Genomic DNA, 23,406 nt, shown 5'->3' on the forward strand with positions numbered 1-23,406 from the left:
CGCAGCGTCTGAGACACCGTCCGGTGCCCGGTTCCAGAAGACGCCGGTCCCGGGGCATCCGACCCGCCACGACGGGGACACGGGCGTCCGGCTTCGCGGACCTTCGAGTGCGCCGCACTCCCCCGCGACCGAGCCGACGCCGACCGACCCGTACGCCGCGGCACCCGCATCCGCCCGGTTCTGGCTGCACCATCTCAACCCGCTGGCGAAGATCGCCGCCGTGCTGCCGGCGATGGCCCTGCTCGTGGCGACCCGCGATCTGCTCACGCCGGCGGTCTTCCTGGTGCTGTCTTACGTCCTCGTGCTGAGCGGAGCGCGGCTCACCCGGCGCGCGACCGCGCTGCTGCTGCTCGGGATGCCGATCGGCATCGCCGTGCTCACCGTCGGCTTCGGCGTATGGGTCGCCCCGAGCCAGGTCGCGGGCACCGGCGTCGTGCTCACGATCGGCGCATGGACGCTGCACGAGGGCGCGCTGATCATCGGGCTCGCGACGGCGCTGCGCCTGGGCGCGATCCTCGCGCTCGCCCTGATCGGCGGTCTCACCACGAGCGGCCCCGACCTGGTGCGCGCCGCGGTGCAGCAGCTGAGGGTGCCGTACCGGATCGGGTACACGGCGCTGGCCGCGTACCGGTTCGTGCCGCGCTTCGGGTACGAGCTGTCGGTGATCCGCGCCGCCCACCGCGTGCGAGGGCACGGCTGGGGCGGACGGTTCGGCGGTCGAGGACCGGTCGCCCGCCTGGTGCGCGGCTGGGGGTACGTCGTGCCGCTGCTGGCATCCGGCATCCGTCATGCCGAGCGCGTCGCACTGTCGATGGATGCCCGCGCCTTCGGCGCCCACCCCACGCGCACCGAGCGGCACCTCGTCCCATGGCGCACGCGCGACACGGTCTTCGCGGGCGCCGTGGTCCTGGCATCCGCCGTCGTCTTCACCGCCAGCTTCCCCTGGCAGCTCTGAAAGGGAAATCATGTCCGTCGGCAAGATCGTCAAGCCCGCGTCCGCGGAGCTCATCCACCTGACCGTGCTGCGGACGCAGCGACTCACCAGCGGCTGGATGCGGGTGACGCTCGGCGGCGGCGAGATCGAGCGCTTCACGCCGATGGGCTACGACCAGTGGTTCCGGCTGTTCCTTCCGCTGGGCGGCGAGGAGGGACTGGAGCGCGTGCCCGCGAAGGCCAACGGCCTGCTCGGGTACCTGAAGTTCCTGCGCATCCCCGACGGCGTGCGTCCGGTGATGCGCAACTACACCGTGCGCTCCTATCGCCCCGCGACCGCCGATGCCGGCGCCGAGATCGACGTTGACTTCGTGCTGCACGGGTCGGCGGCCGACGGCACCGCGGGACCCGCATCGCGCTGGGCGGAGACCTGCCACGCCGGCGAGCACGTCCTCGTGATCGACGAGGGACTGACGTTCAACCCCGCACGCGGGGAGGATCGCGTCGTCCTGGTGGGCGACGAGACCGCCCTGCCCGCGATCGCGGGCGTCTGCTCCTCACTGCCGGCGACGGCCGTCGGGACCGTGATCCTCGAGGTCGCGACCGCGGAGGACGCGCTCGAGTTCCCGCATCCGGCGGGCATCGAGGTGCGGACGGTCGTGCGCACGGATGCCGAGGCGCCCGGGGTACGCGCGCTGTCCGCACTGCGTGCGCTGACGCTGCCGTCCATGCCGTTCCACGCATACATCGCGGGCGAGCAGTCCCTGGCCTCCGGTGCCCGGCGGTACCTCGTCGCCGAGCGCGGCGTGGACAAGAACCACGTGAGCTTCACCGGCTACTGGAAGCGCGGTACCTCGTCACCCGCATCCCGCGCCTCCCGCGAGGCGGCCGCCCGGCCGGTGGCCTGATTTCGTATACGCTAATCGCCGGTTTTCGTATACACTAATTCCATGAGTGAGCACCTCCTGCACGGCAAGCCTGTCACCGACGAGCAGATCCAAGCCTGGGCGGATGAAGCTGAGGCCGGATACGACCTTGAGAAGCTCCCCAAACCTCGTCGTGGCCGACCCCCTGTGGGCGATGGCCCGGGCTCGGTCATCCCTGTTCGCCTCGATGCCGCCACTCTCGCCGCACTGAACGCTCGTGCCGAAAGTGAAGGAATAACGAATCGATCGGACGCCATTCGCGCCGCCGTGCGCGAATGGGCTCATGTCGCCTGATCTGCACACCTCGGCAAGGAAGCACTACCGACGCGACCGACTCGCCGATGAAGACGTGATCTACGCGGCGCAACACGTGCTCCACTCCCGGCCGCTCGACGATGAAGACGACCCACGACGCTGGCTGATGATCGGCAGCGATCCCGCAGGCCGACTTCTCGAGATCATCAGCCTGATCTACGACGACGGCTATGAACTCGTCATCCACGCGATGAAGGCGCGCCCGCAGTACCTCGACGAGATCTGATTGCGCGCCTGTCAGGTCGTCGCGACGATACTCCCCGGAAGTGGGTACAGCGAAGGGCCGCCCGGATGCAGCATCCGGACGGCCCTTCGGTGACGGTGCGTCAGCGCTTGCCGGCGATCTGACGGCCGACGAGGTCGCGCATGATCTCGTTGGTGCCGCCGTAGATGCGGTGCACGCGGGCGTCGGTGAACGCCTTCGCGATCGGGTACTCCATGATGTAGCCGTAGCCGCCGTGCAGCTGCACGCCCATGTCGAGCACCTCCCACTCGCGCTCCGTGGCCCAGAACTTCACCTTGGCGGCGTCCTCGGCGCTGAGCTTGCTGTCCTTGTAGGCCAGCAGCGCGCGGTCGACGTACGCCCACATCACCTCGGTGGTGGTGACCATGTCGGCCAGGCGGAAGCGGGTGTTCTGGAAGTCGGCGATCCGCTCGCCGAAGGCCTCGCGGTCCTTGGTGTACGCGATGGTCCAGTTGGTCGCGGCTTCGGCGGCCGCGGCGGCTGCGACACCGATCGAGAGGCGCTCGAGCGGCAGGTTCATCATCAGCTGGATGAAGCCCTGGCCCTCCTTGCCGCTGATCAGGTTCTCGTCGGGGACGAAGACGTCGGTGAAGCTGAGCTCCGCCGTGTCCCAGCCGTGGAAGCCCATCTTGCTGAGCTTCTTGCCCTGGTCGAAGCCCTCCATGCCCTTCTCCACGATCAGCAGGCTGAACGCGTCAGGACGGTTGCCCTCGCCGGTCTTGACGAAGGTGACCACGATGTCGGCGGTCGTGCCGGAGGAGATGAACGTCTTGGCGCCGTTGAGGATGTAGCCGCCGTCGACCTTCTTGGCATTGGTCTTGATGCCGCGCAGGTCGGAGCCGGCACCCGGGTCGGTCATGGCGAGCGCGCCGAGCACCTCACCGGTGGCCATGCGGGGCAGCCACTTCTCCTTCTGCTCCTGGGTGCCCATGTGCACCAAGTACGGCACGGCCAGGTCGTCCTGGATGCCGAAGGCACCGGCCAGCGAGCCAGCACCGGCGGCGATGACCTCCTCCATGACGATCGTGCGGAAGCGGTAGTCCTGCAGCATGCCGGCGCCGCCGAACTCCTCAGGCACCGAAAGGCCGATCAGCCCCGCCTCACCGGCGGCGAGCATGGTGGCGCGGTCGATCTCGCCGGCGGCCTCCCACTTCTCGATGTTCTCGTTCGTGGCGTACCGCTTGACGAAGTCCTTGACCAGGTCGCGGAAGGCCTCGTGATCCTCTTCGTAGATGTCGCGTTCCATGACGTCCTCCTGAAAGTCGTGCGCGTCTTCGCACCGGCGAGTCTACGACGCGAGGAGGTCCGGACACAGCGGATTGTGGGAATGCGTCTCACAATCCGTGGCACTGCGTACCGGGTTTGTGGGATGCCGTCAGTGGACGATTCCGGATGCCGTCAGTGCGCGTAATCGGGGGCCGCGGGGAGGCCGAAGAACTCCTCCAGCGTGTGGAAGCCGCCATCGTGATACGCCTTCGCCAGCTCCACGCCGATGAAGCGCAGATGCCACGGCTCGGGCATGTAGCCGGTGGTCGGCGTGGCGCCCTTCTCGTAGCGGACGATGAACCCGTACTCCCAGGCGTGCTGCACGATCCAGTCGCTCTGCGCGGTCGAGCCGAACGCACCGAGCGACCCGCATCCGCCTGAGCAGGCGACGACGTCGACGGCAAGGCCGCTCTGGTGCTCGCTGTGACCGGGGCGCGCGGACCCGGCATCCGCCCCCGCGACACCCTCCGAGCGCACGAAGCGGGAGTAGGTGACCTGCTGCAGACCGTAGGAGCGATAGGCGTTGTTGACGCCGATGGTGCCGCCGCCTCCGGCCGTCAGAGCGCCGCTCATGCGGTCGAGGGCCTCCGCGACCTCGGGGCGCATGCTCACCGATCCGGAGGTGGCGCGCAGACTCGACGCCCGCACGGATGCGGGCGCGAAGTCCACCGGGGCCAGCGGGCGGAGCTTGTTGACGACGACCCAGTCGTGAGCGGGATCGGAGAGCGAGATGCAGGGGGCGTTGCCCGCGGTGACCGCGGCACGGAACTGCTCGCCGCCGCCGAAGGCGCGCACTGCGGCGGCGTCATCGTGCGCGGCGAGCGCGGACGTCACAGCAGTATCCGCGCACGGGTTCGCGGCGTGGGCCTCGGCCAGCTTCACGTCGGGGAGCGCCATGACTGCGGCGGGCGCCGGCAGTTCCGCCGCCGCGGGAGAATCCGATCCACCGCCGCCGGCCAGCGTCGCCAGCGAGGCGATCGCGGTGAACAGCACGCCGATGGGCAGGGCGACCCGCACGGCGAGCGGCGCACGCGACGCATGCCGGGAATGCGTGGCGCTCATCGCTCCATTGTGACGCATGGCCCTGACGGTTTCACGAGCCCGGCGCACGCCACCCCGGAGCCCGCCTGCGCCCAGCGCATAGGATCCAGCCATGGCACAGACATCGCAGAGCCCCGAGCCCCCGTACATCCGCACCCCAGGCGGAGCGGCGATCCTGCTCGTGTCCGCCCTGCTCCTGATGCTGGTGGGCGGATTCCTCACCCTGGTGCAGTCCGAGCTCATGGCGCGACCGGAGCCCAAGGACTTCGCGATCTTCCAGACCTGGCTGGGAACCACCCTGTTCCAGATCGGTCTCGCTTTCCTGGTCGCGGGACTGGTGATCGTCGGGGTGCGGGCGATGCTGCAGCAGCAGACCGAGGCGATGCTGGCACGCCGGCGCGAATAATAGATCTGTTCGAATATCACTTGCCCTAGCATCGTCTTTTTGTTCTAATGGGGAGATGCGGTGGCAAGGTCAGACGATCGACGATGCGGATCCCGCGGCGCTGCCCGGACTGGAGAACCGCAACGGGATCGTGCAGTCGGTGACCACGCCGGAGTTCGCGGGCATGACGTTCCACGAGGTGCTGGCCAAGTCGGCACTGAACGCGGTTCCCGGACCGTCGCGGATGCCGTTCAACTGGACGATCAACCCCTACCGCGGATGCAGCCATGCCTGCTCTTATTGCTTCGCTCGTGGGACGCACCAGTATCTCGACCTGGACGCGGGGCACGACTTCGATTCGCAGATCGTCGTGAAGACGAACATCGTCGACGTGCTCCAGCGCGAGCTGCGTCGGGGGTCCTGGCAGCACGAGACCGTCGCGCTGGGCACCAACACCGATCCCTACCAGCGGGCTGAGGGGCGATATCGGCTGATGCCGGGGATCATCCAGGCGCTGGCGGACTCAGGCACGCCGATGTCGATCCTCACCAAGGGCACGCTGGTCCGCCGCGACATCCCCCTGCTGATGGACTCCGCGAAGCGCGTGCCGATCGACATCCAGATGTCCATCGCGATGTACGACGACGCGCTGCAGCACTCGATCGAACCCGGCACACCGACCACGCAGGCCCGGCTCGACACCGTGCGCGCCCTGACGGATGCCGGGTTCCGGGTCGGGGTCTTCCTGATGCCCGTCCTGCCGCACATCACGGACTCGGTCGGAGCGATCGACGAGGCGCTGTCGCGGATCGCGGATGCCGGCGCCGACCACGCCGTATACGGTGCGCTGCACCTGCGCGCCGGCGTCAAGCCCTGGTTCTTCGAATGGCTGCAGCGCGAGCGCCCCGACCTGGTCGCCTCCTACCGGGGCCTGTACCCGGGTGCGGCGGCCGAGGCCCCGAAGGGCTACCGCCAGTGGCTGGCCAAGCGGATGCGTCCGCTGATCCGCGCCCACGGCCTGCACACGCAGTCGGAGGAGGATCACGATCGGATGCGGGGGATCATGCGTGAGCGGATGCGTCCGGCCCCGGCATCCGCTCCCCCGGCGCCGAAGGCGGAGATGCTGTTCTGAGCGCGGTCAGTCCCGCTTGACCAGCGGCTCGGTCAGGAAGACCAGGAGCAGCAGTGCGAGCGGGCCGAAGATCATCCCCAGCACGAACCAGCCGAGCTTCGTCCGGCCCTGCACGCCCGCGAGCCCGCTCGTCGCCAGCGCGATGCAGAACCAGACCGTGCCGCCCGCCGTTGCCCAAGAGCCCCATTCCATGCGCCCAGCCTATGGGATGCTGATCACTCGCCCCGGACGCGGTCGCGCACGGCGGTCCACAACGGATCGCCCTCCGCAAGACCCGATGTGATGCGCATGATGCCGCCGAGGATCCCGCACACGCACAGCGCGGCGATCACGCCGATCGACACCATCGCCGCCGTCAGCAGCGGCATCCGCGCCGCATCGGTGAAGAACACCGAGGACAGCCCGAAGATCGCCACGAGCAAGAGCAGCGCACCCGCCGTCGTCCTCGTCAGAATGCGGGGCTCGTACTGCACCGTCCGCGGCGCGAACCAGAACGGCGCTCGACGGGAGCGCTGCCCGGTGCGGAAGGGCAGCCGCAGCCACCAGGCGGCCGCGATCGTGAGGCGACGCCCCGTCCGCCAGAGCCGGTGCAGCACGAGAAGGCAGACGACCGCGATGGTCAGAGCCGCGCCTCCGATCGCGAGAACCACGACCCGTCCGGCTCCCCCCGACACGTCGCTCGCCGCGTCGAGCATCGCGAGCCCGAACAGCGTTCCGAGCACCGCTCCGAGATACGTGAGCGCGCCCCATCCCAGCCGGCTCCACCGCTCGTAGTCCTCGCGAAGTGCGCGTGCCGCAGCATCCGCCTGCCCGACCTCGTCCGAGCCGCCCTCGGCCGCGCGGATCAGGGGGAGGGATGCGGGACGGATCAGCGGCATCCGTCCAGACTAGGGCGCAGGCTCATCGCGTCCGCCGCCACAACTCCGGAGATCCGACGCGGAAACGCCCCCGCAGAGCCGTTGTCGGGCTCCACGGGGGCGTTTCTCCGGAGTTGCGACGCGCGTCAGGCGGTCAGCTCTGCGGCGCTCGGCACCCGACCGGTGATCTCGTCGATCAGGTCGTCACCCGGTGCGACCTGCTCGAACGGCGCGTCGATCTCAGCGCGGTCCAGCAGGTCCTCCATGCGGCGACGACGGTGCCGGGTGATCAGCGTGACGACGCGTCCGGAGCGGCCGGCACGGCCCGTGCGGCCCGAGCGGTGCAGGTACGTCTTGTACTCGTCGGGCGCGTCGGCCTGCACGACCAGGTCGATGTCGTCGACGTGGATGCCGCGCGCGGCGACGTCCGTGGCGACGAGCACCTGAACCTTGCCCGCGGTGAGCTTCTGCAGGTTGCGCGTGCGCTTGGCCTGGTTCAGGTCACCGTGAAGGGCGACGGACGCGATCCCGGCATCCTCGAACTGCTCGCTGAGCATCTCGGCGTACGCGCGGGTGCGTGCGAAGACCAGCGTCTGCCCGTCGCGGTCGACGAGCGAGGTGAGCACCTCGGCCTTGTCGCGGTGCTCGATCACCAGCACGCGGTGCTCGATGGTGCCCGAGTTCTGGTCCTCGCCGGCGACCTCGTAGACGGCAGGGTCGACCAGGAACTCGTCGACGATCGCGGCGACCTCGCGGTCGAGCGTCGCCGAGAACAGCAGCTTCTGGCTGGTCGCGCCGTCCTCGAGGGCGGTGCCCGTCTTGCGCAGGATGCGCTGCACGGGCTCGGCGAAGCCGAGCTCCGCCATGTGGTCGGCCTCGTCGAGCACCGCGATGCGGATCTCGGAGAGGTCGAGCTTGCGCTGCTCGATGAGGTCTTCGATGCGGCCGGGGGTGCCGATGATGATGTCGACGCCCTTGTTGAGCGCGCCCACCTGGCGCGCTTGAGGCACGCCACCGTAGATCTGCGTGGTGAACAGACCGACGCTGCGGGCGATCGGCTGCACCGTGCGGTCGATCTGCAGGGCCAGCTCGCGCGTCGGCGCCAGGATGATGGCGCGCGGCTTGCGGCCTATCTCGCGCCGCTTGCCCTTCTGCGACAGCAGGATGCTCTCCACCAGCGGCGCGCCGAAGGCGATCGTCTTGCCCGAGCCGGTGCGGCCGCGACCGAGCACGTCGCGTCCCTCGAGGATGGCCGGGATCGTGGCCGCCTGGATCGGGAACGGCTTCTCGGCGCCCATGTTCTTCAGGACCTCGACGATGTTCGAGCCCATACCCAGGTCGGCGAAGGTCACATCGGCGACCTCGGTGGCCTGCACGGCCTCGGCCTCGAGCCGCTCGTGCACGACGTCGACGTGCTCCTCGTGCGCCTTGACCGTCGCGGTGCGGTTCCAGTCGCTGCGGCTCGGACGGTCGTCGCGGTTCTGGCGGATCGGACGGGCGTCACGGTCGTTGCGGTCGAAGCGCGGGCGGTCGTCACGGCGGTCGCTGCGCTCGAAACGCGGGCGCTCGTCGCGGTCCTGACGGGACCTGTCATCGCGGTCGAAGCGCGGACGCTCGGGACGGTCGAAACCGCGTGCGCCACGGTCATCGCGACGGTCGAAACCGCGTGCGCCACCGCGGTCGTTCCGATCGAAACCGCCCCGTGCGCCACCGCGGTCGTTGCGATCAAAGCCGCCGCGTGCGCCACGGTCGTCGTTGCGGTCGAAACCGCCGCGCGCGCCACGGTCGTCGTTGCGGTCGAAACCGCCCCGTGCGCCACCGCGGTCATCGCGGCGGTCGAAGCCGCGCGAACCCCGGTCGTCACGGTCGAATCGCGGGCGGTCGTTGCGGTCGAAGCCGCCACGCGCGCCACCACGGTCATCGCGACGCTCGAAACCGCGACCGCCACGATCGTCACGACGCTCGAAGTCACGCGAACCCCGGTCGTCACGCTCGAAGCGCGGGCGCTCGTCACGACGCTCGAACCCACGGCCACCACCGCGGTCATCGCGCGAGGGACGCTCGTCACGGCGGACGCCACCGGAGCGGTCATCGCGACGGGGACGGTCGTCGAAGCGACGCGCGCCACGATCGAAGCCGCGGGCTCCGCGGTCGTCGCGGTCGTTGCGGTGGTGCGGCGCCTCACGGCGATCGGACTCGGCACGGTTGCGGATGGAGCGGGCCTCGTCGCGGCCCGCGCGCTCGGCATCCGACCAGCGGCGCTTGGGCGCCGCCGCACCGGCCTCGGCCTCGCGGTAGCCGCGGTGCTTGGGGCTGATGCTTCCCGGGCGGCGGTCTGCGCGCGCGTCGGACGAGAAGGAGCGGCGCTCACCGGCATCCGACCGCCGGTCGTCGTCACGGGTCGGACGGCCACCGGCGTGACGGTCGTGGAACGCCGTCTTCTTCGCGTAGCGCGGCTCGAAGTTGCGGGACGGGCGTCCGCCCTTGGGCTTGCCGTTCTTCGGCATGGGATCTTCCTGACTGTCTCTGACACGAGAACAGCGTCCGCTCCCGTGCGCACAGAGATCAGCGCACGGCGGACATACCCGGGCATCCGTCGGCCGGGGCCATTCATGTGATGGTTGATGAACCATCGGCCCCTGGGCTCACAATGAGAGCAGGTTCACCCTCGCAAAACGCTCCGCACGAGGCGGGTGCCCGAAGCCGACCCCACGAGTCTACCGGAACCGCCTGGGAAACCGCCCGGCCGGGCTAGCGGATGGCCACCGGGAACAGGTCGGTGCGCGCGATGACGCGGTCGCGTTCTTCCGCCAGCGCGAGGCGTCGCGGGTCACCGAGGTATGCCTGCAGCGCAGCATCGTCCGCGAATCGGAACAGTTGGATCTCATCGGGCCCGTCCCCGGGCTCCGTCGACACCGCTCGCCGCACCACCTCTCCGCGATGCTCGCCGATCAGCGCCAGCACGTGATCCTCGTACTCCGACAGGCCCGCCCGCTCACCCTCGCGCGCCCACAGCAGGCAGCACAGCTCCACCGCATCCGTCATCGTCGTCCCATCCTCTTCCACACGACCATCCTCTCCCGCGGTCGTACGATTGCCCCATGTCCGTCGACAGCGTTACGCATTCGCCCACTGGCGTCCAGATCCGACTCCGCCGTGGCGATGTCACTGCTCAGATCGCCCAGGTGGGCGCCTCGCTGCGGCACCTGACCGTCGGCGGTGTCGACGTGGTCCCGCCCTACCCCGAGGACCAGCCGACGCCGGGATGCTCGGGTGTCGTACTCGCGCCCTGGCCGAACCGCATCCGCGACGGCGTCTGGCAGGACGGCGGGACCACCCGGGCCCTTTCGGTCACCGAGCCGAAGTTCCACAACGCCAGCCATGGACTGCTGCGCTTCACCGCCTACGAGATCGTGACCCGTTCGGAGGATGCGGTGACGCTGGGCGCCGCGATCGTCCCGCAGACCGGCTACCCCTACCTGGTCGACACCACTGTGCGATACGCACTGACGGATGCCGGCATCGACGTCACGCACACGCTGACGAACCGTTCGGTCGCCCCGGCGCCGGTCGCGCTCGGCACTCATCCGTACCTGACGATCGGCGGCGCCGACCCGCGCACGCTGATGCTGCGGATCCCCGCGGAGACCTATTTCGAGACAGATGAGCGGATGCTGCCGGTCGGCGAATCCCCGGTCGCCTCCGGCACCGATCTGCGCGAGGGGCAGCGGCTCGGCGACGTGCAGCTGGACACCGGGTTCGCGAACCTGCACCGGGATGCCGACGGCTTCGCGCGCACGACGCTGACCGCTCCCGACGGCCGCGCTGTCACGCTGCAGCAGGGGCCAGGCTTCGGCTACGTGCAGGCGTACACCTCCACCGGATACCCGGACCACTCCCTGGTCGTCGCCGTGGAGCCGATGACGGCGCCCGCCGACGCCTTCAACACCGGGCGCGGACTGCGCCACCTGGGGCAGGACGAGTCCTGGACGCTGGAGTGGGGCATCCGCTTCTCCGGCTGAGACCACCCGCGTCAGCTCCCTGCCCGACCGAGATGGAAAACATCGGTGGCGAGGCCCGATACCCGGCGCTTTCCATCCGCGCGGCCGCTGCCGAGTTGGAAACCGCCGGGTAACAGGCATCCGGACCCGGCACTTTCCATCCGGGATGCAAAGGGCCGGCGGCGAAGTCGGACCGCGGTCAGTCGACCGGGTTCGCGGAGGGCAGCGCCTGCGAGCGCAGCTCGCGTCGGGTCGGGTGGTGCGCAGCGGGGTCGGCTGCGGCCTGCGCGACGACGGATGCCGCCGCTGCGGCCGCAGAGGCGGCGGCAGCAGCAGCGGATGCCGCGGCAGCCGCCGCGAGCATGGGGTCGGCCGCGGAGCGGACGGGCTCGTAGGGCTGCACCGCGGGGGAATCCGTGAACTGCAGGCGTGCGATCGTGCCGGAGTCCACTGCGGCGGCGGGCTCACCATCGGCCATCCCGCCCGCGGGCGGGGCATCCGGCGTCGAATCGGATGCCGCGAGTCCCGCCCCCGCGCGAGCACCCGCACCGGCCGCGAACGACCGCGCACCGGCGCCGGACCCGGCGGCCACGGAACCGGCACCACCGCCGTGCGCCTCGCCCGCGAGATGCGCCTCGACGTCGCTGCGGTACATGATCTCGGGCGCGATGGGCCTGCGCGGGCCCTCAGGGCCGGCAGGGCCGGCAGGACCCGAGCCGCCGGGACCGGCTCCGTCCGGTCCGGACGCCCCGCCGCCGCGTGTAGCGCGCCGTGCAGCACGCCGCTCCTTCGCGCCCTCGACCAGGTTGTAGAGCGTCGGCAGCACGATCAGCGTCAGCACGGTCGACGACACCAGGCCGCCGATCACCACGATCGCGAGCGGCTGGGAGATGAACCCGCCGTGGCCGGTGATACCGAGAGCCATCGGCGTGAGAGCGAAGATCGTGGCGAGCGCCGTCATCAGGATCGGCCGCAGACGCTTCTCGCCGCCGGCCATCACGGCATCCGCGGTCGTGAGGCCCTTCTCGCGGTACTGGTTGACGAGGTCGACGAGCACGATCGCGTTCGTGACCACGATGCCGATCAGCATCAGCACGCCGATCAGCGAGGCGACGCCCAGCGGCACGCCCGTGGCGATCTGCAGCAGGATGGCGCCGGTCGCCGCGAACGGCACCGACACGAGCAGCAGCAGCGGCTGGCGCAGCGACTTGAAGGTCGCGACCATCACCACGTAGACGATCAGGATCGCGGCGAGCATCGCCAGGCCCAGCTGCGAGAACGAGTCGGCCTGCTGCTGCGCGACGCCGCCGATCTCGGCGCGGGCGCCCTCGGGCAGCTTCACGTGATCGAGCGAGGCGGTCACCGAGCGCGTGGCGACGGCCAGGTCGTCGGAGGCCGGAGGCACCGTGATCGTGGCGGTGCGACGCCCCTTCTCGGTGGTGATCGCGGTGGGCCCGTTGCTCTGCTCGACCTGGGCGATGTCCGACAGCTTCACGATGCCGGTCGGGGTCGGGATCGCCAGCTCCTTCAGGGCGTCCTCCGACGTCGGAGGTTCGGGAGCGACGAGGTACACGGTCAGGCCGGTGCCGTCGACTTCCACCGTCCCGAGCTGCTCCGGGCGCATCGTGTTCGACACGATCGAGCCCACCGCGACCTCGGAGAGGCCGTGCTCGGCGGCCTTCGCCCGGTCGACGACCACCGCGATGTACGGCAGCGACGCCGCGAGGTTGTCGGTGACCTCGCCGACGCCGTCGCGGCCCTTGAGGTCCTTCGTCAGGGCGTCCGTCGCCTCCTGCAGCACATCGGCCGTGGGAGCCGTGACGCTGATGGTGATGTCGCTGGAGCCGAAGCCGCCCGACGACGCCCCGACCTTGACGTCACCGGCGTCCTTCAGCTCGTCGATCCTCTTCTGCACGGTGGCGCGCAGCTTCTCCTGATCGGCCGAATCGCTGGTCTGGATGGAGTAGGTGATGCCCGCACCGCCGGAGAAGGCGTCGCGCAGCGCCGAGCCGCTGGACCCGATCGACGCCTGCACGTGCGTGATGCCGTCGACGTCCTCCAGCGCCTTCTCGACCTTCTTCGCGGCATCCGACTTCGCCTCGAGGCTTGCGGTGCCGCCGATGTCCTGGGTGACGGTCATGGTGTTCTGCCCGGAGTCGCTGAGGAAGTTGATCTTCATCAGCGGGGCGGCCGCCAGGGTGCCGGCGAGCACCAGCACGGCGATGATGACGGTGGTCGCCGAGTGCTTCAGCGTCCAGCCCAGGATCGGCCGGTAGGCGCGCTGCAGACGGCTGGGCGGAGCATCCGGATGCTCCGGATCGATCTGCGCCCCCGCGGCGTCCAGCAGCGGCTTGCCGGGCTTGAGGAACCAGTACGCCAGCACCGGCACGATCGTCAGCGCGACCAGCAGAGAGGCGACCATCGCGATCGTCACGGTCATCGCGAAGGGCCGGAACAGCTCGCCGACCATGTCGCCGACGAACACGATCGGCAGGAACACCGCGACGGTCGTGATCGTGGACGCCGTGATGGCCGCAGCCACCTCGCGCACCGCGAGCCGGATCGCATCGCCCTTGTCGGCGCCCTGCACGTAGTGACGCTTGATGTTCTCGATCACCACGATGGAGTCGTCGACCACGCGCCCGATCGCGATGGTGAGCGCGCCGAGCGTCAGTACGTTGAGCGAGTAGCCGAACGCCTGCAGTCCGATGAAGGTGATCAGCACGCTGGTCGGGATCGAGATCGCGGTGACCAGTGTGGAGCGGATCGACAGCAGGAAGATCAGGATGACGATCACTGCGAACGCCAGGCCCAGCAAGCCCTCGGTGGCGAGCGTCTCGATGGACTGCTCGATGAACGGCGCCTGATCGAACACGACGGTGAAGGTCGTGTCGGGGAAGGTCTTCTTCAGGTCGTCGAGCTTGCTCAGCACGCCCTTGGACACGTCGACCGTGTTGGCGGACGGAAGCTTGGTGACGGCGATCGACAGGGCGTCCTTGCCGTCCACGCGCGAGATCGAGGTGACCGGGTCGGTGGTCTGCTCCACGGTCGCGACGTCGCCGATGGTCAGTGTCGTGCCGACCAGCGGCAGGGATGCCAGCTCGCTCGCGCTCGTGATCTTCGACCCGGTCTGCACGGTGAGCGTCTCGTCACCCTGGGTGATGTCGCCGCCGGGCAGCAGCACGCCGTTCTGCTGCAGCGCCTGGCTGATCGCCTGCGTGCTCTGACGCGCCTCGGCCAGCTTGGCCGCGTCGGGCGTGATCGTGATGCGCTGCCCGACGCCGCCGACGATCTGCGCGGCGTTGACGCCCTTGACGTCCTCGAGGTCCGGGATGACGGTGGTCTGCAGGTCGTTCTGCGCGGCCTCGGCGTCGCTGAAGCCGGTGACGGCGATCTGGATCACCGGGAAGTCGTCGATCGAGACGCTGAGCACCTGCGGAGCGACGTCCTTCGGCAGCTGCTGGCCGATGCGGTTGATCGCCTGCTGCATCTTCTGCTCGGCGGTCGCCAGGTTGGTGCCGTAGGTGAAGGTCGCCTGCACGATCGAGGCGTTGGTGGTGCTCGTCGCGGTCGTCGACTCGAGCCCCGGCACGCCCTGGATGGCATCCTCGATCGGCGTGGAGACGTCGTTCTCGACGACCTCGGGCGAAGCGCCAGGGTAGGTGGTCATGACCATCAGCGCCGGCAGCTCGAGCGAGGGGATGAGCTCCTGCTTGAGGTTGGTCAGCGCCAGTCCGCCGAACACGGCGGAGACGATCGTGATCAGGGCGATGAGCGCGCGGTTGCGCAGGCTGAGGACGGAGAGATTCGACACGATGCTCGTTTCAGTCGCTCACGGACGAAGGACGGATGCTCTCGCCGAGGATGGCGGCGAGAGCGGATTCGATGAAGGCGCCGCTGAGCGGCTCGTCGTTGATGCGGGAGTGCCAGAGCACCCCGTCGATGAAGATGGCAGCCGCGGTCGCGCGCTCGAGTCCGTGGTCGCCGGTGAGGAACCCCGCCATCTGCGCCGACCAGCGCCGGGCGAGCTCGCGCAGCTGAGGGTCGTTGACCGCGGCGGTGACCACGGCGCGGTCGGCCTCCATGGCCCGGGCGTCGGCGAGGCCCTGCACGATGAGCTCGGCGATGACAGCGGGAGTGGCGCCGCGCTCGGTGAGGACGGATCGGATGCCCTCCATCCTGGAGTCCACATCCGCCACGAGGTGGCGCAGCGCCTCCGACCGCAGCTCGTCGAGCGTGGCGAAGTACTGCGTGGTCGCGCCGAGCGGCACGCCCGCGCGCGCGGCGATCATGCGGTGGGTGAGGGCGCCGACGCCGACCTCGACGATCAGCTCGGCCGCCGCCGCGACGATCTCGCGGCGGCGGGTCTCCGGATCGCGCCTGCGGCGCGTGACAGCATCCGACATCCCGACCCCCTCATGTACATCTGTACATTATCGGTCCTTGGAGCCGGCTGAGAGCGGGCCGGAGCGCGACATCAGGGTCGGTCAGAGGGCGTGACCGAGCGAGAGCCCGAGGGCCGCGGCGGCGAGGCCGGCCAGCAGCATTCCCCCGGCGTAGAGGGCGGATGCCCGGCGTTCCCCGTCGCGCCACAGCGCGACCGTGTCGATCATCGCGGTGCTGAACGTGGTGTACCCGCCGAGGAAGCCGGTGCCGAGCACGAAAGCCGCGCCGGGCAGCATCCCGATCACCAGGCCGAGCGCGAGCGAGCCGGTGATGTTGATCACCATCACGCCCCACGGGAAGCGCGTGCCGGTCAGCTGTCCGATGCCGAGATCGACGAGGTACCGTGTCGCGGCCCCGAGTCCGCCGCATGCGGCGGCGAGCAGGAACACCAGCGGGCTCATGATGCCGCCCGCTTCCGCCCCAGCACCAGCCCGAGGGCGGCGGCCGCGATGCCCCCGACCAGGCTGACGACGATGTACCCGACAGCGAGCAGCGGAGATGCATCCCGCAGCTGCACGCTGTCGACCATGAACGAGCTGTAGGTCGTGAAGCCGCCGAGCACGCCTGTGCCCAGAAGAACCCGCAGATCGCCGGCCGGCAACTGGGCCGTCAGGATGCCCAGGGCCAGGGCGCCGACGATGTTCGCGGCCAGCACGCTGAGCGCGGCATCCGGGATGAGCATCCCGAGACCCATGCGCGCGGCGGTGCCCAGCATCCCGCCGAGCGCCACCAGCGCCGCGCGCCGGAGGACGGTGGCGATGGACATCGGGGAGGTCACCGTCCAACTCTAGCCACGGCGCAGGACCCGCCCGACGACCGCGTTACGTAGACTCGGGGGACGACTGAGCCGCTCCGCCCGAGGGAGCGGAAGCCGCCAGGAGGACGACGCCCGCGTGCTGACGAGACGGATCTTCGGATGGCTGCGTCTGCTCGCCGCAGCCGTGTGCATCGTGTCCCTCACGCATCGGATGCTGTGGGGCATGGGCTCGCAGACCCTCGCCAGCGACAACTTCTTCGCGTACCTGACGATCCAGTCGAACGTGGCGTTCGCCGCGGTGACGATCCTCGCGGGCGTCATCGCGCTGCGACGCGCGGAGGATCCGGTATGGCTCACGTCGGCCAGGGCGCTGGTGCTGAGCTGGACGGTGACGGCCGGCCTGGCGTTCTCGATCATCGTGTGGCAGGCGGGCGTGCGTGGCATCCCGATCACGGTTCCCTGGTCGGATGTGGTGCTGCACTACCTGCTGCCGGCATGCGCGGTGATCGCGTGGCTGATCGGCCCCAGCCGGCACGCCGCCTCGTGGCGGGTGGTGCCGTTCGTGCTGGCCTACCCGGTGGTCTGGGGCGTGTTCACGATCGTGCGCGGCCGGATCATCGGCTGGTACCCGTACTACTTCCTCGACCCGCGGCAGGTGTCGGGTCTTCCGGAGATGTCCGTGTCGTGCCTCGCCGCGCTGGCGATCTTCGCTCTCGTGGCGGCCGCGCTCGTGCTGCTCAGCCACGTGCGCGTACGGCTGCCCCCGTGGGGCGTGATCAGCTCGCGTCCGCCGGAGTGGGCGCGAAGAAGACGAGTGCCGCTCTGGCGGCGACCTGGGCGTCGCGGTCGCTGAGCGCCGCGAAGCGCGCGGCATCCGCTCCGCCGACGAGCCCCACGAGCACCGGCTCGCCGGTGGCCGGCATCAGGTTGATCCAGGTGCGGATCAGGCCGTCGCCGCCGACCACGTGCCAGATCGTCTGCTCGGCATCCCAGAACGGCTCCTCGAACCGCATCCACACCGTCTCCACGAAACCGGATGCCAGGGACGCGATCGCTCCGCGATGCGGCTTCGGCAGCGCGGGGGCGAACTCGATGCCCTGTCGCTGCAGCACCCCCAGAGGCGCCGTGACGATGACGCGGTCGAACGACAGCGCCTCGCCCGTGCCCAGCCGCAGGCTCACTCCGCTGTCGTCGTAGGCGACGCGCACGACGGGCGAGGCCAGCGTGACCTGCTGATCCTCGAGATGCTTCTCGAAGAAGGATCCGAGGTCCTCCGCCATGCCGGTGAGCGTGTCCGGCGCGAACGCCGGCGGGTACCAGCTCGACGCCTTCTCGGGGTCGGCGCCCGTGGTGGCGGAGAGCCAGGCAAGGGATGCCGCGAGCGCAGGGTCGTCGAGGTCGGCGCCGTTCTGCGTGAGGGCCTCGGCGAGGGGGATGTCGGCGGGCAGGTCGCCCGCCTTCTCGGCGGCCTGCGCGATCGGGTCGCCGGAGACGGTGTCGGTGGCCCCGTCCTTCGACCAGCCGGTCGCCGTCTCGAAGGTGAGCTGCTGCTCGCCGAGCGTGGTGATCCGATCGTGCAGCGCGGTCAGCTGCTCGTCGGAGATGAGCCAGCCGCCCAGCTGCGCGGGCACCGGCCAGTCCTTCGCCTTCTGGCTGAGGATGCGGCCACCCGAGCGGTCTCGGGCCTCGAACACGGTGACCTCGTGGTTGGCATCCGCCAGCATCCGCGCCGCCACCACGCCCGCGGCGCCCGCGCCGATCACGGCGACGCGCTCCTTGGGCCCCGCCGCGACGATCAGCGCGAGCGCGGCCGCGCGGCCGGAGTCCACCGCGCCGAGGACGGTGCCGGGGTTGTCGGTGTCCAGGGCCTCGCCGGCGAAGAACAGCCGGTCACCGATGGGCTCGGCGAGCGTCGCGCGCTGCTGCGGGTCGGTGCCGGAGGGCACGTAGCTCATCGCGCCGTACGAGTACGGGTCCTTCGACCAGGAGCTGCGGACGAACGCCGAAGGAGCGGGCACCTGGGAGGGGGCGGTGGGCCGGGGAGCGGGCGTGGACCGGGTCGGCGTCGGCTTGGTGGGCTCGGGCGTGCACGCGGCAAGGAGCACCGCGACGGCACCGGTCCCGGCGCCGAGCAGCAGCGTGCGGCGAGTGATGCTCATCGTCAGGCCAGACTACCCGCGCCCGGCGACGGGATGCCATGCGGCGACCCGCGGCGGCGGCCGTACGCTGGAGCGGTGTCCGGCTCCGTGATCTCCCCCGCCCGCTCGTCGCACGTCCTCATCATGGGATGGGACGGCGCGCGCGACGACGTCGTGCGGAGTGCGCGCACTCCGCACCTTGAGCGGCCGGCGCACTCCCGCCCTTCCTGAGTGGGGCTCCCGGTATTTTGGTATACCGTTTTGCCCGCAGGGATCGGACGCTGGAACGCCGATCCCCGCACCCAGCCCTACGCAGACCTCATCGTCGGCGCGTTCGCCCGCGAGGCCGACAGCGCGAACGACGCGCTGCGCGCCCTGCAGCAGAACCCCACCGCGCTGCTGCGCGTGTACGTGTCCCACAACCAGCACGCGACGATCGCGCACATCGGCATCGACGACCAGAACTGACGCGCTCGCCCGATCCGCTCGGGAGGAGAACGCACCTTCAGGAGGAGTCCCGGCCCGGGAATCTCCTCCCGAGCGCGAGAACTCCTCCCGAATGTGCGGCGAGCTGCGACGACGTGGGTCGGCTCAGAGGTTCGCCTCCGCGTAGACGCGCAGAGCGTCGCGGACGAACTCGGCGCCGGCGGAGCCGCCGTCGCTCGTCGCGTAGTTCGCGCCGAAGCGCGGGTCGGCGACGTACATCTCGCCGAGTCCGATCACGTAGCCCTTCACATCGCCGCCCGGGGCGGCGGCCGGCGTGCCCGGGATGCCCGTGAGCCACTCGACGTGGCGGCGGGCGATGTCCTGCGCCTCGGCGGACGCCGGGTCGATGCCGCTCTCCGCGGCGGCGATCCAGTCGCGGCCCAGGTCAGCGACGCGCTGCTTCCAGGCGGCACGGTCATCGTCGGAGAGGCCGCGCCACCAGCGGTCGCCGTCGGCGTACGCCTTGCGGCCCCAGCGCTCCTCGACCTCCTCCTTGTACTGCGTGTGGTCGAAGCCGTCGAACATGTTCTCGGCCATGAGGTTCTTCCCTTCTGTCAATGCGGTGATGGTCGATTCGACGGACGCGATCTGCCGCCCGATCCGCTGCTGCTCCTGCCGGAGCAGCTCGAGGTGGGTCTGCAGAGCGGATGCCTCGGCCGCCTGGGCCGCCGAGCCTGTCGAAGCGTCGATCACCTCGGCGATCTGCGGCAGCCCGAGCCCGAGCTCGCGCAGCAGCAGGATGCGCTGCAGGCGCACGAGCGCGGCCTCGTCGTAGTGCCGGTAACCGTTGGCGGCGATGCGCGAGGGGGCGAGCAGTCCGATGTCGTCGTAGTGACGCAGCGTTCTGCTCGTCGTCCCCGCCAGGCGGGCTATCTCCTGGATGGACCAGTCCATGGCATCCGCTCCTCTCGTTCGTCGATAGGACAACGGTAGAAGTTGACGTTGCGTCAAGGTCAAACACGCCGTTCCTGAGTCTTCACTGAACCCCTTGACTAACTCGAGATATATCGTGTTACTCTTCCAATACGCGATATATCTCGATATCGCCTCAACCAGGAAGAGAACGACAATGACCGAGAAGTGGCTCATCGCCCCCGGCGAGGAACGCGTCATCGACATCGCCTCCGCGTCCCGGCTCAAGGTCGGACTCGTCGGCGGACAGGTCGACGTGATCGCACACGACGAACCCGGCATCCGCATCGAGGTGCACGGCGTCACCATCAAGGACCTGCGCGTCGAGTCCGATGGCACCCAGATCGAGATCGACCACCCGCAGATCGGATGGGACAACTTCCTCGAGGTGTTCCGCAACTTCGGCGCCGGCGGCCCCAAGGCCGAGATCAGCGTCGCCGTGCCGCGCGCGATCGCACTCACGCTCGGCGTGGTCAGCGCAGGCGCACTGGTGTCCGGCATCCGCAACGACGTCAAGCTCAACACGGTCTCCGGCGACATCATCGCCGACGACGTGACCGGCGACCTCTCGGCGAACTCCGTCTCCGGCGATGTGCAGCTGCGGGGCCTGACCGGCTCCGTGGTCGCGAACAGCGTCTCGGGCGACGTCGCCGTGACCGGTTCGCTGCGCAAGGCCGTCGTCGACACCGTGTCCGGCTCCGTGCTCATCGATGCGATCGGCGACGTGAACACCCTGAACGTCAACACCGTCTCGGGCGGAGTGACCGTGCGCCTGGACGAGACCCTGCCGGCGAACTACGCCCTGCGCAGCATGAGCGGCAAGCTCATGGTCGACGGCATCCAGCGCTCCAGCGGCGGGCCGAGCAACTACACCGGACAGATGGGCGAGCTCGCCGGCAGCTTCGTCGACGTGCGCGCGAACACGGTCTCGGGCGGCATCACGGTGCTGCGCCAGGCGCGTCCGACCGTCGCCGACGACCCGGAATGGGAGGAGTGATGGCACCGGCAGTCTTCTCGCACGGCGACCTGCGGCTGTACCTGCTGTCGCTGCTGAACGAGGCGCCGCAGCACGGCTACGGCATCATCCAGGCGCTGACCGACCGCACCGGCGGCACCTACACGCCCAGCGCCGGCACGATCTACCCCCGGCTGGCGAAACTGGAGGAGGAGGGCCTGGTCACCAAGACCGTCGAGGGCCGCACCACCATCTACGCCATCACGGATGCCGGCCGTTCCGAGCTCGAATCGCGCTCGGCCGACCTGGAGGGCATCGAGGAGGGACTCTCCGACTCGGTGCGCCTGATCGCCAGCGAGGTGCGGCAGAGCGTGAAGGAGGCGATGCGCAGCCTGCGCGCCGACCTCGCCACCGCAGCTCAGGAGGAGCGTCGCGCCGCCAAGAAGCAGCCCCGCGCGGAAGGACTCGGCGACGAGCGCGTCACGAGCCGCGAGAACCTGCAGCGGGCGGATGCCGCCATCAACGCGTTCCGTGCGCAGGTGCGCACCGACCTGCGCACGCACGTGGCCCGCGGCGGGCTGCTGGAGGCATCCGTCGTGACCGGCCTCGAGCGCGCTCTCGACGACGCGGCGCACGAGATCACCCGGGCCCTGGCGGCAGCGCGCCCCTAGGCCTTCGTCTCTGAAGCAGGCGCGCAGGTCGCAATGGATGCCGCCCGGATCGATTCCGGGCGGCATCCGTCGCTTCCGGGGCGCGTTTCCCGGGGGCCGTGCGCGCTCCGGGCCGCAGTTCGCCCCCGACACCGCCGACGGCATCCGCCCAGGTCGCGATTCGTCCCGCCATCCGGACGGGAGGACGGGACGAACTGCGACCCGAAGGCCGGATCGGATGCCACAGCGGGACGGAATGCGACCTGGAGGCGTCCGCAGGTCACGTCGTTCCGGGCCGACTGGAAAGGCCGGTCGGGCGGGCTGGTCGGTCACAGCGAGAGCCGCGGATGCCACGGCATCCGCCTCCGCGCGGCGTTGAGCGCGCGTGATCGCGAGGCCGACCCCGAGCTGGGGCAGCAGCACATTGACGACCGGGCCGCTGGCCCGTCGGCGAGCGCATCCCCGCCGAGCCCGAGCTGATGGCGGCCCTCGGCGTCGCCCGCGGCACCCTGCGCGAGGCGCTGCGCGCCCTGCAGTACAGCGGCATGCTCGAGATCCGCCGCGGCGACGGCACCTTCGTGCGCGCTCGCAGCGAGCTGCCCGGCGCGCTCGCCCGCGCGGGCTCGGACGTCTCGCACTTCGCCGAGGCACGCGCAGCGCTCGAGCCCGCGCTCGCGCGACTGGCCGCCGAGCGCGCGACCCCCGAAGCCATCGCGCGCATCGCCGAGGCGCTCGAACTCCGCTCCCGCACAGACGGCGAGGAATGGCTGGACGCCGACGTCGCGGTTCACGAGGCGGTCGCCGCGGCATCCGGGAATCCGATCCTGTTCGAGGTCTACACCGCGCTGCTTCCGCAGCTGTGCGAGTACGTGCGTCGCGACGCGCAGCGCGACGGCTCGGCCCGGCGCGACCCGCGCGGGCACGAGGAGCTGCTGGACGCGATCAGGCGCGGAGACGCGGATGCCGCCGCCGCCAGCGCACGCGGCAACCTGGAGCGCGCTGCGGAGGGCGACGCGCTCGACTGACGGGGGCTACTCGTCCCAGACATCCTTCTGGTCGTCGGGGACGGACTCGGTCTGCGGCACGACGAGCACCGAGCGGTGCTGGCGGTGCGCCAGGCGAGCCGCGACCGAGCCCGTGAAGAACTCCCGGATGGACTCCCCGATGCCGCGCTTGCGCGTGCCGATCACGATCAGCTGCGCGTCGAGCTTGTTCGCCAGCTGCTTGATCGCCAGAGCAGGATCGCCGATGAGCTGCCGCGTGGTCCAGGCGATGTCCTCCTTGTCGAGGGCTTCGGCAGCCATCTTCTGCACATCCTCGAACTCGGCGGCACCCGCATCGAGGTTGAGGTCGATGGGCGCGGAGTGCACGTAGCCGTCCGGATCCTCGTAGGTGACGAAGCGCGTGACGTCGACGTGGACGACCACGAGCGGAGCCTGGAGCAGCTTGGCGTAGCGGAGCGCCTCCGCGAGCACGTGCGGCGGCTGGCCGGGCTGGATGCCGACGATGACGGCCTTCTGCAGCGCGGCGTTCTGAGCGGCTTCGTCGGATGCTGTGGGCGTGGAATCTGTCATGATGATCGTTCCCCTCACCGGCCGCAGGACGGCCTCAGGCTCTGGCGTGCGTGCTATCCTGAATGCTACTCTTACCGGCCTCGAGCCGGTGCCGTGAATACCATCGGGCGTCGCACAGCCCGCTGCTGAACTCGTAAAAGGGGGTCTCGCGCATGGGCCGTGGCCGTCAGAAGGCGAAGCACACCAAGATCGCTCGCGAACTCAAGTCGTACAGTCCGAACGTGAACTTCTCCGCACTGGAGAACGAGCTCGGCCACCCCTCCTCCGAGGAGGACCAGTACGTCGACAAGTGGGCCGACCAGTACGAGGACGAGGACGAGGACGAGCTCGAGCGGGCCTGATCCCCTCCTTCGCACGACCAGACACCCTGGCGACCGGCAGCTGCCGA

At 70.0% G+C, this 23,406-nt stretch carries 26 protein-coding genes and 1 pseudogene; 14 read left to right on the forward strand and 13 right to left on the reverse strand.

The window, feature by feature from the left end; translation table 11 throughout:
* Positions 1-184: 184 nt before the first annotated feature.
* The 4 genes from BGN97_RS07870 to BGN97_RS07885 are packed head-to-tail and all read left to right on the forward strand — an operon-like array spanning position 185 to position 2,400.
* Entirely contained in the window at positions 185-955 is a 771-nt protein-coding gene (locus BGN97_RS07870; RefSeq protein ID WP_292699937.1) for an energy-coupling factor transporter transmembrane component T, read from the forward strand.
* A 10-nt stretch (positions 956-965) separates the two neighbouring features.
* Positions 966-1,841, forward strand: a complete 876-nt coding sequence (locus BGN97_RS07875) for a siderophore-interacting protein (RefSeq protein ID WP_292699787.1) — start codon at positions 966-968, stop codon at positions 1,839-1,841.
* 42 nt (positions 1,842-1,883) lie between these two features.
* Positions 1,884-2,153 (forward strand): ribbon-helix-helix domain-containing protein, encoded by a 270-nt coding sequence (locus BGN97_RS07880; RefSeq protein ID WP_292699790.1) that lies wholly within the window; start codon positions 1,884-1,886, stop codon positions 2,151-2,153.
* Complete coding sequence (locus tag BGN97_RS07885; RefSeq protein ID WP_292699793.1) at positions 2,143-2,400, forward strand: toxin; 258 nt, start codon at positions 2,143-2,145, stop codon at positions 2,398-2,400. Before BGN97_RS07880 ends, BGN97_RS07885 begins: the two co-directional genes overlap by 11 nt.
* Before the next feature lie 100 nt (positions 2,401-2,500).
* Here BGN97_RS07885 and BGN97_RS07890 read toward each other — a convergent pair whose 3' ends face one another.
* Both BGN97_RS07890 and BGN97_RS07895 read right to left on the reverse strand, forming a co-directional pair.
* Entirely contained in the window at positions 2,501-3,664 is a 1,164-nt protein-coding gene (locus BGN97_RS07890) for an acyl-CoA dehydrogenase family protein (RefSeq protein WP_292699796.1), read from the reverse strand.
* Positions 3,665-3,816: 152 nt separating this feature from the next.
* The gene (locus BGN97_RS07895; RefSeq protein WP_292699799.1) at positions 3,817-4,746 is read right to left on the reverse strand and encodes a M15 family metallopeptidase; all 930 of its coding nucleotides are present in this window, start codon (positions 4,744-4,746) and stop codon (positions 3,817-3,819) included.
* 91 nt (positions 4,747-4,837) lie between these two features.
* On the opposite strand from BGN97_RS07895, the gene BGN97_RS07900 reads away from it, so the two are divergent.
* The gene (locus BGN97_RS07900; RefSeq protein WP_292699802.1) at positions 4,838-5,131 is read left to right on the forward strand and encodes a hypothetical protein; all 294 of its coding nucleotides are present in this window, start codon (positions 4,838-4,840) and stop codon (positions 5,129-5,131) included.
* 55 nt (positions 5,132-5,186) lie between these two features.
* The gene (locus BGN97_RS07905; protein WP_292699804.1) at positions 5,187-6,242 is read left to right on the forward strand and encodes an Rv2578c family radical SAM protein; all 1,056 of its coding nucleotides are present in this window, start codon (positions 5,187-5,189) and stop codon (positions 6,240-6,242) included.
* 6 nt (positions 6,243-6,248) lie between these two features.
* Here the strand turns inward: BGN97_RS07905 and BGN97_RS07910 are convergent, their stop codons facing one another.
* The 4 genes from BGN97_RS07910 to BGN97_RS07925 all read right to left on the reverse strand — a co-directional run bounded on the left by BGN97_RS07910 (position 6,249) and on the right by BGN97_RS07925 (position 10,165).
* Complete coding sequence (locus tag BGN97_RS07910) at positions 6,249-6,434, reverse strand: hypothetical protein (protein ID WP_292699807.1); 186 nt, start codon at positions 6,432-6,434, stop codon at positions 6,249-6,251.
* A 23-nt stretch (positions 6,435-6,457) separates the two neighbouring features.
* Positions 6,458-7,120, reverse strand: coding sequence for a hypothetical protein (locus BGN97_RS07915; RefSeq protein WP_292699809.1), 663 nt, complete (start codon positions 7,118-7,120; stop codon positions 6,458-6,460).
* A gap of 125 nt (positions 7,121-7,245) precedes the next feature.
* Positions 7,246-9,606 carry a DEAD/DEAH box helicase gene (locus BGN97_RS07920; protein ID WP_292699812.1) on the reverse strand — a complete coding sequence of 787 codons (2,361 nt, stop codon included), beginning with the start codon at positions 9,604-9,606 and terminating at the stop codon, positions 7,246-7,248.
* 244 nt (positions 9,607-9,850) lie between these two features.
* Positions 9,851-10,165 (reverse strand): hypothetical protein, encoded by a 315-nt coding sequence (locus BGN97_RS07925; RefSeq protein ID WP_292699814.1) that lies wholly within the window; start codon positions 10,163-10,165, stop codon positions 9,851-9,853.
* Between the two features lie 35 nt (positions 10,166-10,200).
* Here BGN97_RS07925 and BGN97_RS07930 point away from each other — a divergent pair, with 35 nt between their 5' ends.
* The gene (locus BGN97_RS07930; protein WP_292699816.1) at positions 10,201-11,121 is read left to right on the forward strand and encodes an aldose 1-epimerase family protein; all 921 of its coding nucleotides are present in this window, start codon (positions 10,201-10,203) and stop codon (positions 11,119-11,121) included.
* A gap of 178 nt (positions 11,122-11,299) precedes the next feature.
* Here the strand turns inward: BGN97_RS07930 and BGN97_RS07935 are convergent, their stop codons facing one another.
* The 4 genes from BGN97_RS07935 to BGN97_RS07950 form a co-directional block, all read right to left on the reverse strand.
* A complete protein-coding gene (locus BGN97_RS07935; protein ID WP_292699819.1) occupies positions 11,300-14,914 on the reverse strand; it encodes an efflux RND transporter permease subunit in 3,615 nt (1,204 codons plus the stop codon).
* A gap of 10 nt (positions 14,915-14,924) precedes the next feature.
* The gene (locus BGN97_RS07940) at positions 14,925-15,506 is read right to left on the reverse strand and encodes a TetR family transcriptional regulator (RefSeq protein WP_292699822.1); all 582 of its coding nucleotides are present in this window, start codon (positions 15,504-15,506) and stop codon (positions 14,925-14,927) included.
* Between the two features lie 81 nt (positions 15,507-15,587).
* Positions 15,588-15,947: a CrcB family protein gene (locus BGN97_RS07945; RefSeq protein ID WP_292699824.1), complete on the reverse strand. Its 360-nt coding sequence runs from the start codon at positions 15,945-15,947 to the stop codon at positions 15,588-15,590.
* The gene (locus BGN97_RS07950; protein WP_292699826.1) at positions 15,944-16,324 is read right to left on the reverse strand and encodes a CrcB family protein; all 381 of its coding nucleotides are present in this window, start codon (positions 16,322-16,324) and stop codon (positions 15,944-15,946) included. Before BGN97_RS07950 ends, BGN97_RS07945 begins: the two co-directional genes overlap by 4 nt.
* A gap of 115 nt (positions 16,325-16,439) precedes the next feature.
* Here BGN97_RS07950 and BGN97_RS07955 point away from each other — a divergent pair, with 115 nt between their 5' ends.
* Positions 16,440-17,156, forward strand: coding sequence for a Pr6Pr family membrane protein (locus BGN97_RS07955; RefSeq protein ID WP_292699829.1), 717 nt, complete (start codon positions 16,440-16,442; stop codon positions 17,154-17,156).
* Here the strand turns inward: BGN97_RS07955 and BGN97_RS07960 are convergent.
* Positions 17,080-18,462: an FAD-dependent oxidoreductase gene (locus BGN97_RS07960; protein WP_292699832.1), complete on the reverse strand. Its 1,383-nt coding sequence runs from the start codon at positions 18,460-18,462 to the stop codon at positions 17,080-17,082. The two genes, BGN97_RS07955 and BGN97_RS07960, sit on opposite strands and share 77 nt — an antisense overlap.
* Before the next feature lie 240 nt (positions 18,463-18,702).
* On the opposite strand from BGN97_RS07960, the gene BGN97_RS07965 reads away from it, so the two are divergent.
* Positions 18,703-18,909, forward strand: a complete 207-nt coding sequence (locus tag BGN97_RS07965) for a hypothetical protein (protein ID WP_292699835.1) — start codon at positions 18,703-18,705, stop codon at positions 18,907-18,909.
* Between the two features lie 123 nt (positions 18,910-19,032).
* Here the strand turns inward: BGN97_RS07965 and BGN97_RS07970 are convergent, their stop codons facing one another.
* Positions 19,033-19,821, reverse strand: a complete 789-nt coding sequence (locus BGN97_RS07970) for a MerR family transcriptional regulator (protein WP_292699838.1) — start codon at positions 19,819-19,821, stop codon at positions 19,033-19,035.
* A 175-nt stretch (positions 19,822-19,996) separates the two neighbouring features.
* On the opposite strand from BGN97_RS07970, the gene BGN97_RS07975 reads away from it, so the two are divergent.
* The 4 genes and pseudogenes from BGN97_RS07975 to BGN97_RS07990 all read left to right on the forward strand — a co-directional run bounded on the left by BGN97_RS07975 (position 19,997) and on the right by BGN97_RS07990 (position 22,469).
* Positions 19,997-20,836 (forward strand): DUF4097 family beta strand repeat-containing protein, encoded by an 840-nt coding sequence (locus BGN97_RS07975; RefSeq protein WP_292699841.1) that lies wholly within the window; start codon positions 19,997-19,999, stop codon positions 20,834-20,836.
* Positions 20,836-21,465 (forward strand): PadR family transcriptional regulator, encoded by a 630-nt coding sequence (locus tag BGN97_RS07980; RefSeq protein WP_292699844.1) that lies wholly within the window; start codon positions 20,836-20,838, stop codon positions 21,463-21,465. The genes BGN97_RS07975 and BGN97_RS07980 overlap by 1 nt, the downstream gene beginning before the upstream one ends.
* A gap of 425 nt (positions 21,466-21,890) precedes the next feature.
* Positions 21,891-22,013 (forward strand): annotated as a pseudogene (locus BGN97_RS07985) (GntR family transcriptional regulator); the annotation flags it as partial.
* Positions 21,990-22,469, forward strand: a complete 480-nt coding sequence (locus tag BGN97_RS07990; protein ID WP_292699938.1) for an FCD domain-containing protein — start codon at positions 21,990-21,992, stop codon at positions 22,467-22,469. The pseudogene BGN97_RS07985 and the gene BGN97_RS07990, both read left to right, overlap by 24 nt.
* 6 nt (positions 22,470-22,475) lie before the next feature.
* Here the strand turns inward: BGN97_RS07990 and BGN97_RS07995 are convergent, their stop codons facing one another.
* The gene (locus BGN97_RS07995; RefSeq protein ID WP_292699847.1) at positions 22,476-23,018 is read right to left on the reverse strand and encodes a universal stress protein; all 543 of its coding nucleotides are present in this window, start codon (positions 23,016-23,018) and stop codon (positions 22,476-22,478) included.
* 152 nt (positions 23,019-23,170) lie between these two features.
* Here BGN97_RS07995 and BGN97_RS08000 point away from each other — a divergent pair, with 152 nt between their 5' ends.
* Positions 23,171-23,359 (forward strand): DUF3073 domain-containing protein, encoded by a 189-nt coding sequence (locus BGN97_RS08000; RefSeq protein ID WP_285629825.1) that lies wholly within the window; start codon positions 23,171-23,173, stop codon positions 23,357-23,359.
* Positions 23,360-23,406: the final 47 nt, after the last annotated feature.

Source organism: Microbacterium sp. 69-10 (assembly GCF_001897945.1).
Taxonomy (GTDB): Bacteria; Actinomycetota; Actinomycetes; order Actinomycetales; family Microbacteriaceae; genus Microbacterium.

Excerpts from the sequence above, each read along its gene's own strand:
- BGN97_RS07880 (WP_292699790.1), top strand. The coding sequence starts at position 1,884 with ATGAGTGAGCACCTCCTGCACGGCAAGCCTGTCACCGACGAGCAGATC.
- BGN97_RS07920 (WP_292699812.1), bottom strand. The coding sequence starts at position 9,606 with ATGCCGAAGAACGGCAAGCCCAAGGGCGGACGCCCGTCCCGCAACTTC.
- BGN97_RS07875 (WP_292699787.1), top strand. The coding sequence starts at position 966 with ATGTCCGTCGGCAAGATCGTCAAGCCCGCGTCCGCGGAGCTCATCCAC.
- BGN97_RS07970 (WP_292699838.1), bottom strand. The coding sequence starts at position 19,821 with ATGGACTGGTCCATCCAGGAGATAGCCCGCCTGGCGGGGACGACGAGC.
- BGN97_RS07885 (WP_292699793.1), top strand. The coding sequence starts at position 2,143 with ATGTCGCCTGATCTGCACACCTCGGCAAGGAAGCACTACCGACGCGAC.
- BGN97_RS07895 (WP_292699799.1), bottom strand. The coding sequence starts at position 4,746 with ATGAGCGCCACGCATTCCCGGCATGCGTCGCGTGCGCCGCTCGCCGTG.
- BGN97_RS07980 (WP_292699844.1), top strand. The coding sequence starts at position 20,836 with ATGGCACCGGCAGTCTTCTCGCACGGCGACCTGCGGCTGTACCTGCTG.
- BGN97_RS07890 (WP_292699796.1), bottom strand. The coding sequence starts at position 3,664 with ATGGAACGCGACATCTACGAAGAGGATCACGAGGCCTTCCGCGACCTG.
- BGN97_RS07940 (WP_292699822.1), bottom strand. The coding sequence starts at position 15,506 with ATGTCGGATGCTGTCACGCGCCGCAGGCGCGATCCGGAGACCCGCCGC.
- BGN97_RS07995 (WP_292699847.1), bottom strand. The coding sequence starts at position 23,018 with ATGACAGATTCCACGCCCACAGCATCCGACGAAGCCGCTCAGAACGCC.
- BGN97_RS07905 (WP_292699804.1), top strand. The coding sequence starts at position 5,187 with ATGCGGTGGCAAGGTCAGACGATCGACGATGCGGATCCCGCGGCGCTG.
- BGN97_RS07975 (WP_292699841.1), top strand. The coding sequence starts at position 19,997 with ATGACCGAGAAGTGGCTCATCGCCCCCGGCGAGGAACGCGTCATCGAC.
- BGN97_RS07960 (WP_292699832.1), bottom strand. The coding sequence starts at position 18,462 with ATGAGCATCACTCGCCGCACGCTGCTGCTCGGCGCCGGGACCGGTGCC.
- BGN97_RS07900 (WP_292699802.1), top strand. The coding sequence starts at position 4,838 with ATGGCACAGACATCGCAGAGCCCCGAGCCCCCGTACATCCGCACCCCA.
- BGN97_RS08000 (WP_285629825.1), top strand. The coding sequence starts at position 23,171 with ATGGGCCGTGGCCGTCAGAAGGCGAAGCACACCAAGATCGCTCGCGAA.
- BGN97_RS07945 (WP_292699824.1), bottom strand. The coding sequence starts at position 15,947 with ATGAGCCCGCTGGTGTTCCTGCTCGCCGCCGCATGCGGCGGACTCGGG.
- BGN97_RS07930 (WP_292699816.1), top strand. The coding sequence starts at position 10,201 with ATGTCCGTCGACAGCGTTACGCATTCGCCCACTGGCGTCCAGATCCGA.
- BGN97_RS07915 (WP_292699809.1), bottom strand. The coding sequence starts at position 7,120 with ATGCCGCTGATCCGTCCCGCATCCCTCCCCCTGATCCGCGCGGCCGAG.
- BGN97_RS07990 (WP_292699938.1), top strand. The coding sequence starts at position 21,990 with ATGCTCGAGATCCGCCGCGGCGACGGCACCTTCGTGCGCGCTCGCAGC.
- BGN97_RS07910 (WP_292699807.1), bottom strand. The coding sequence starts at position 6,434 with ATGGAATGGGGCTCTTGGGCAACGGCGGGCGGCACGGTCTGGTTCTGC.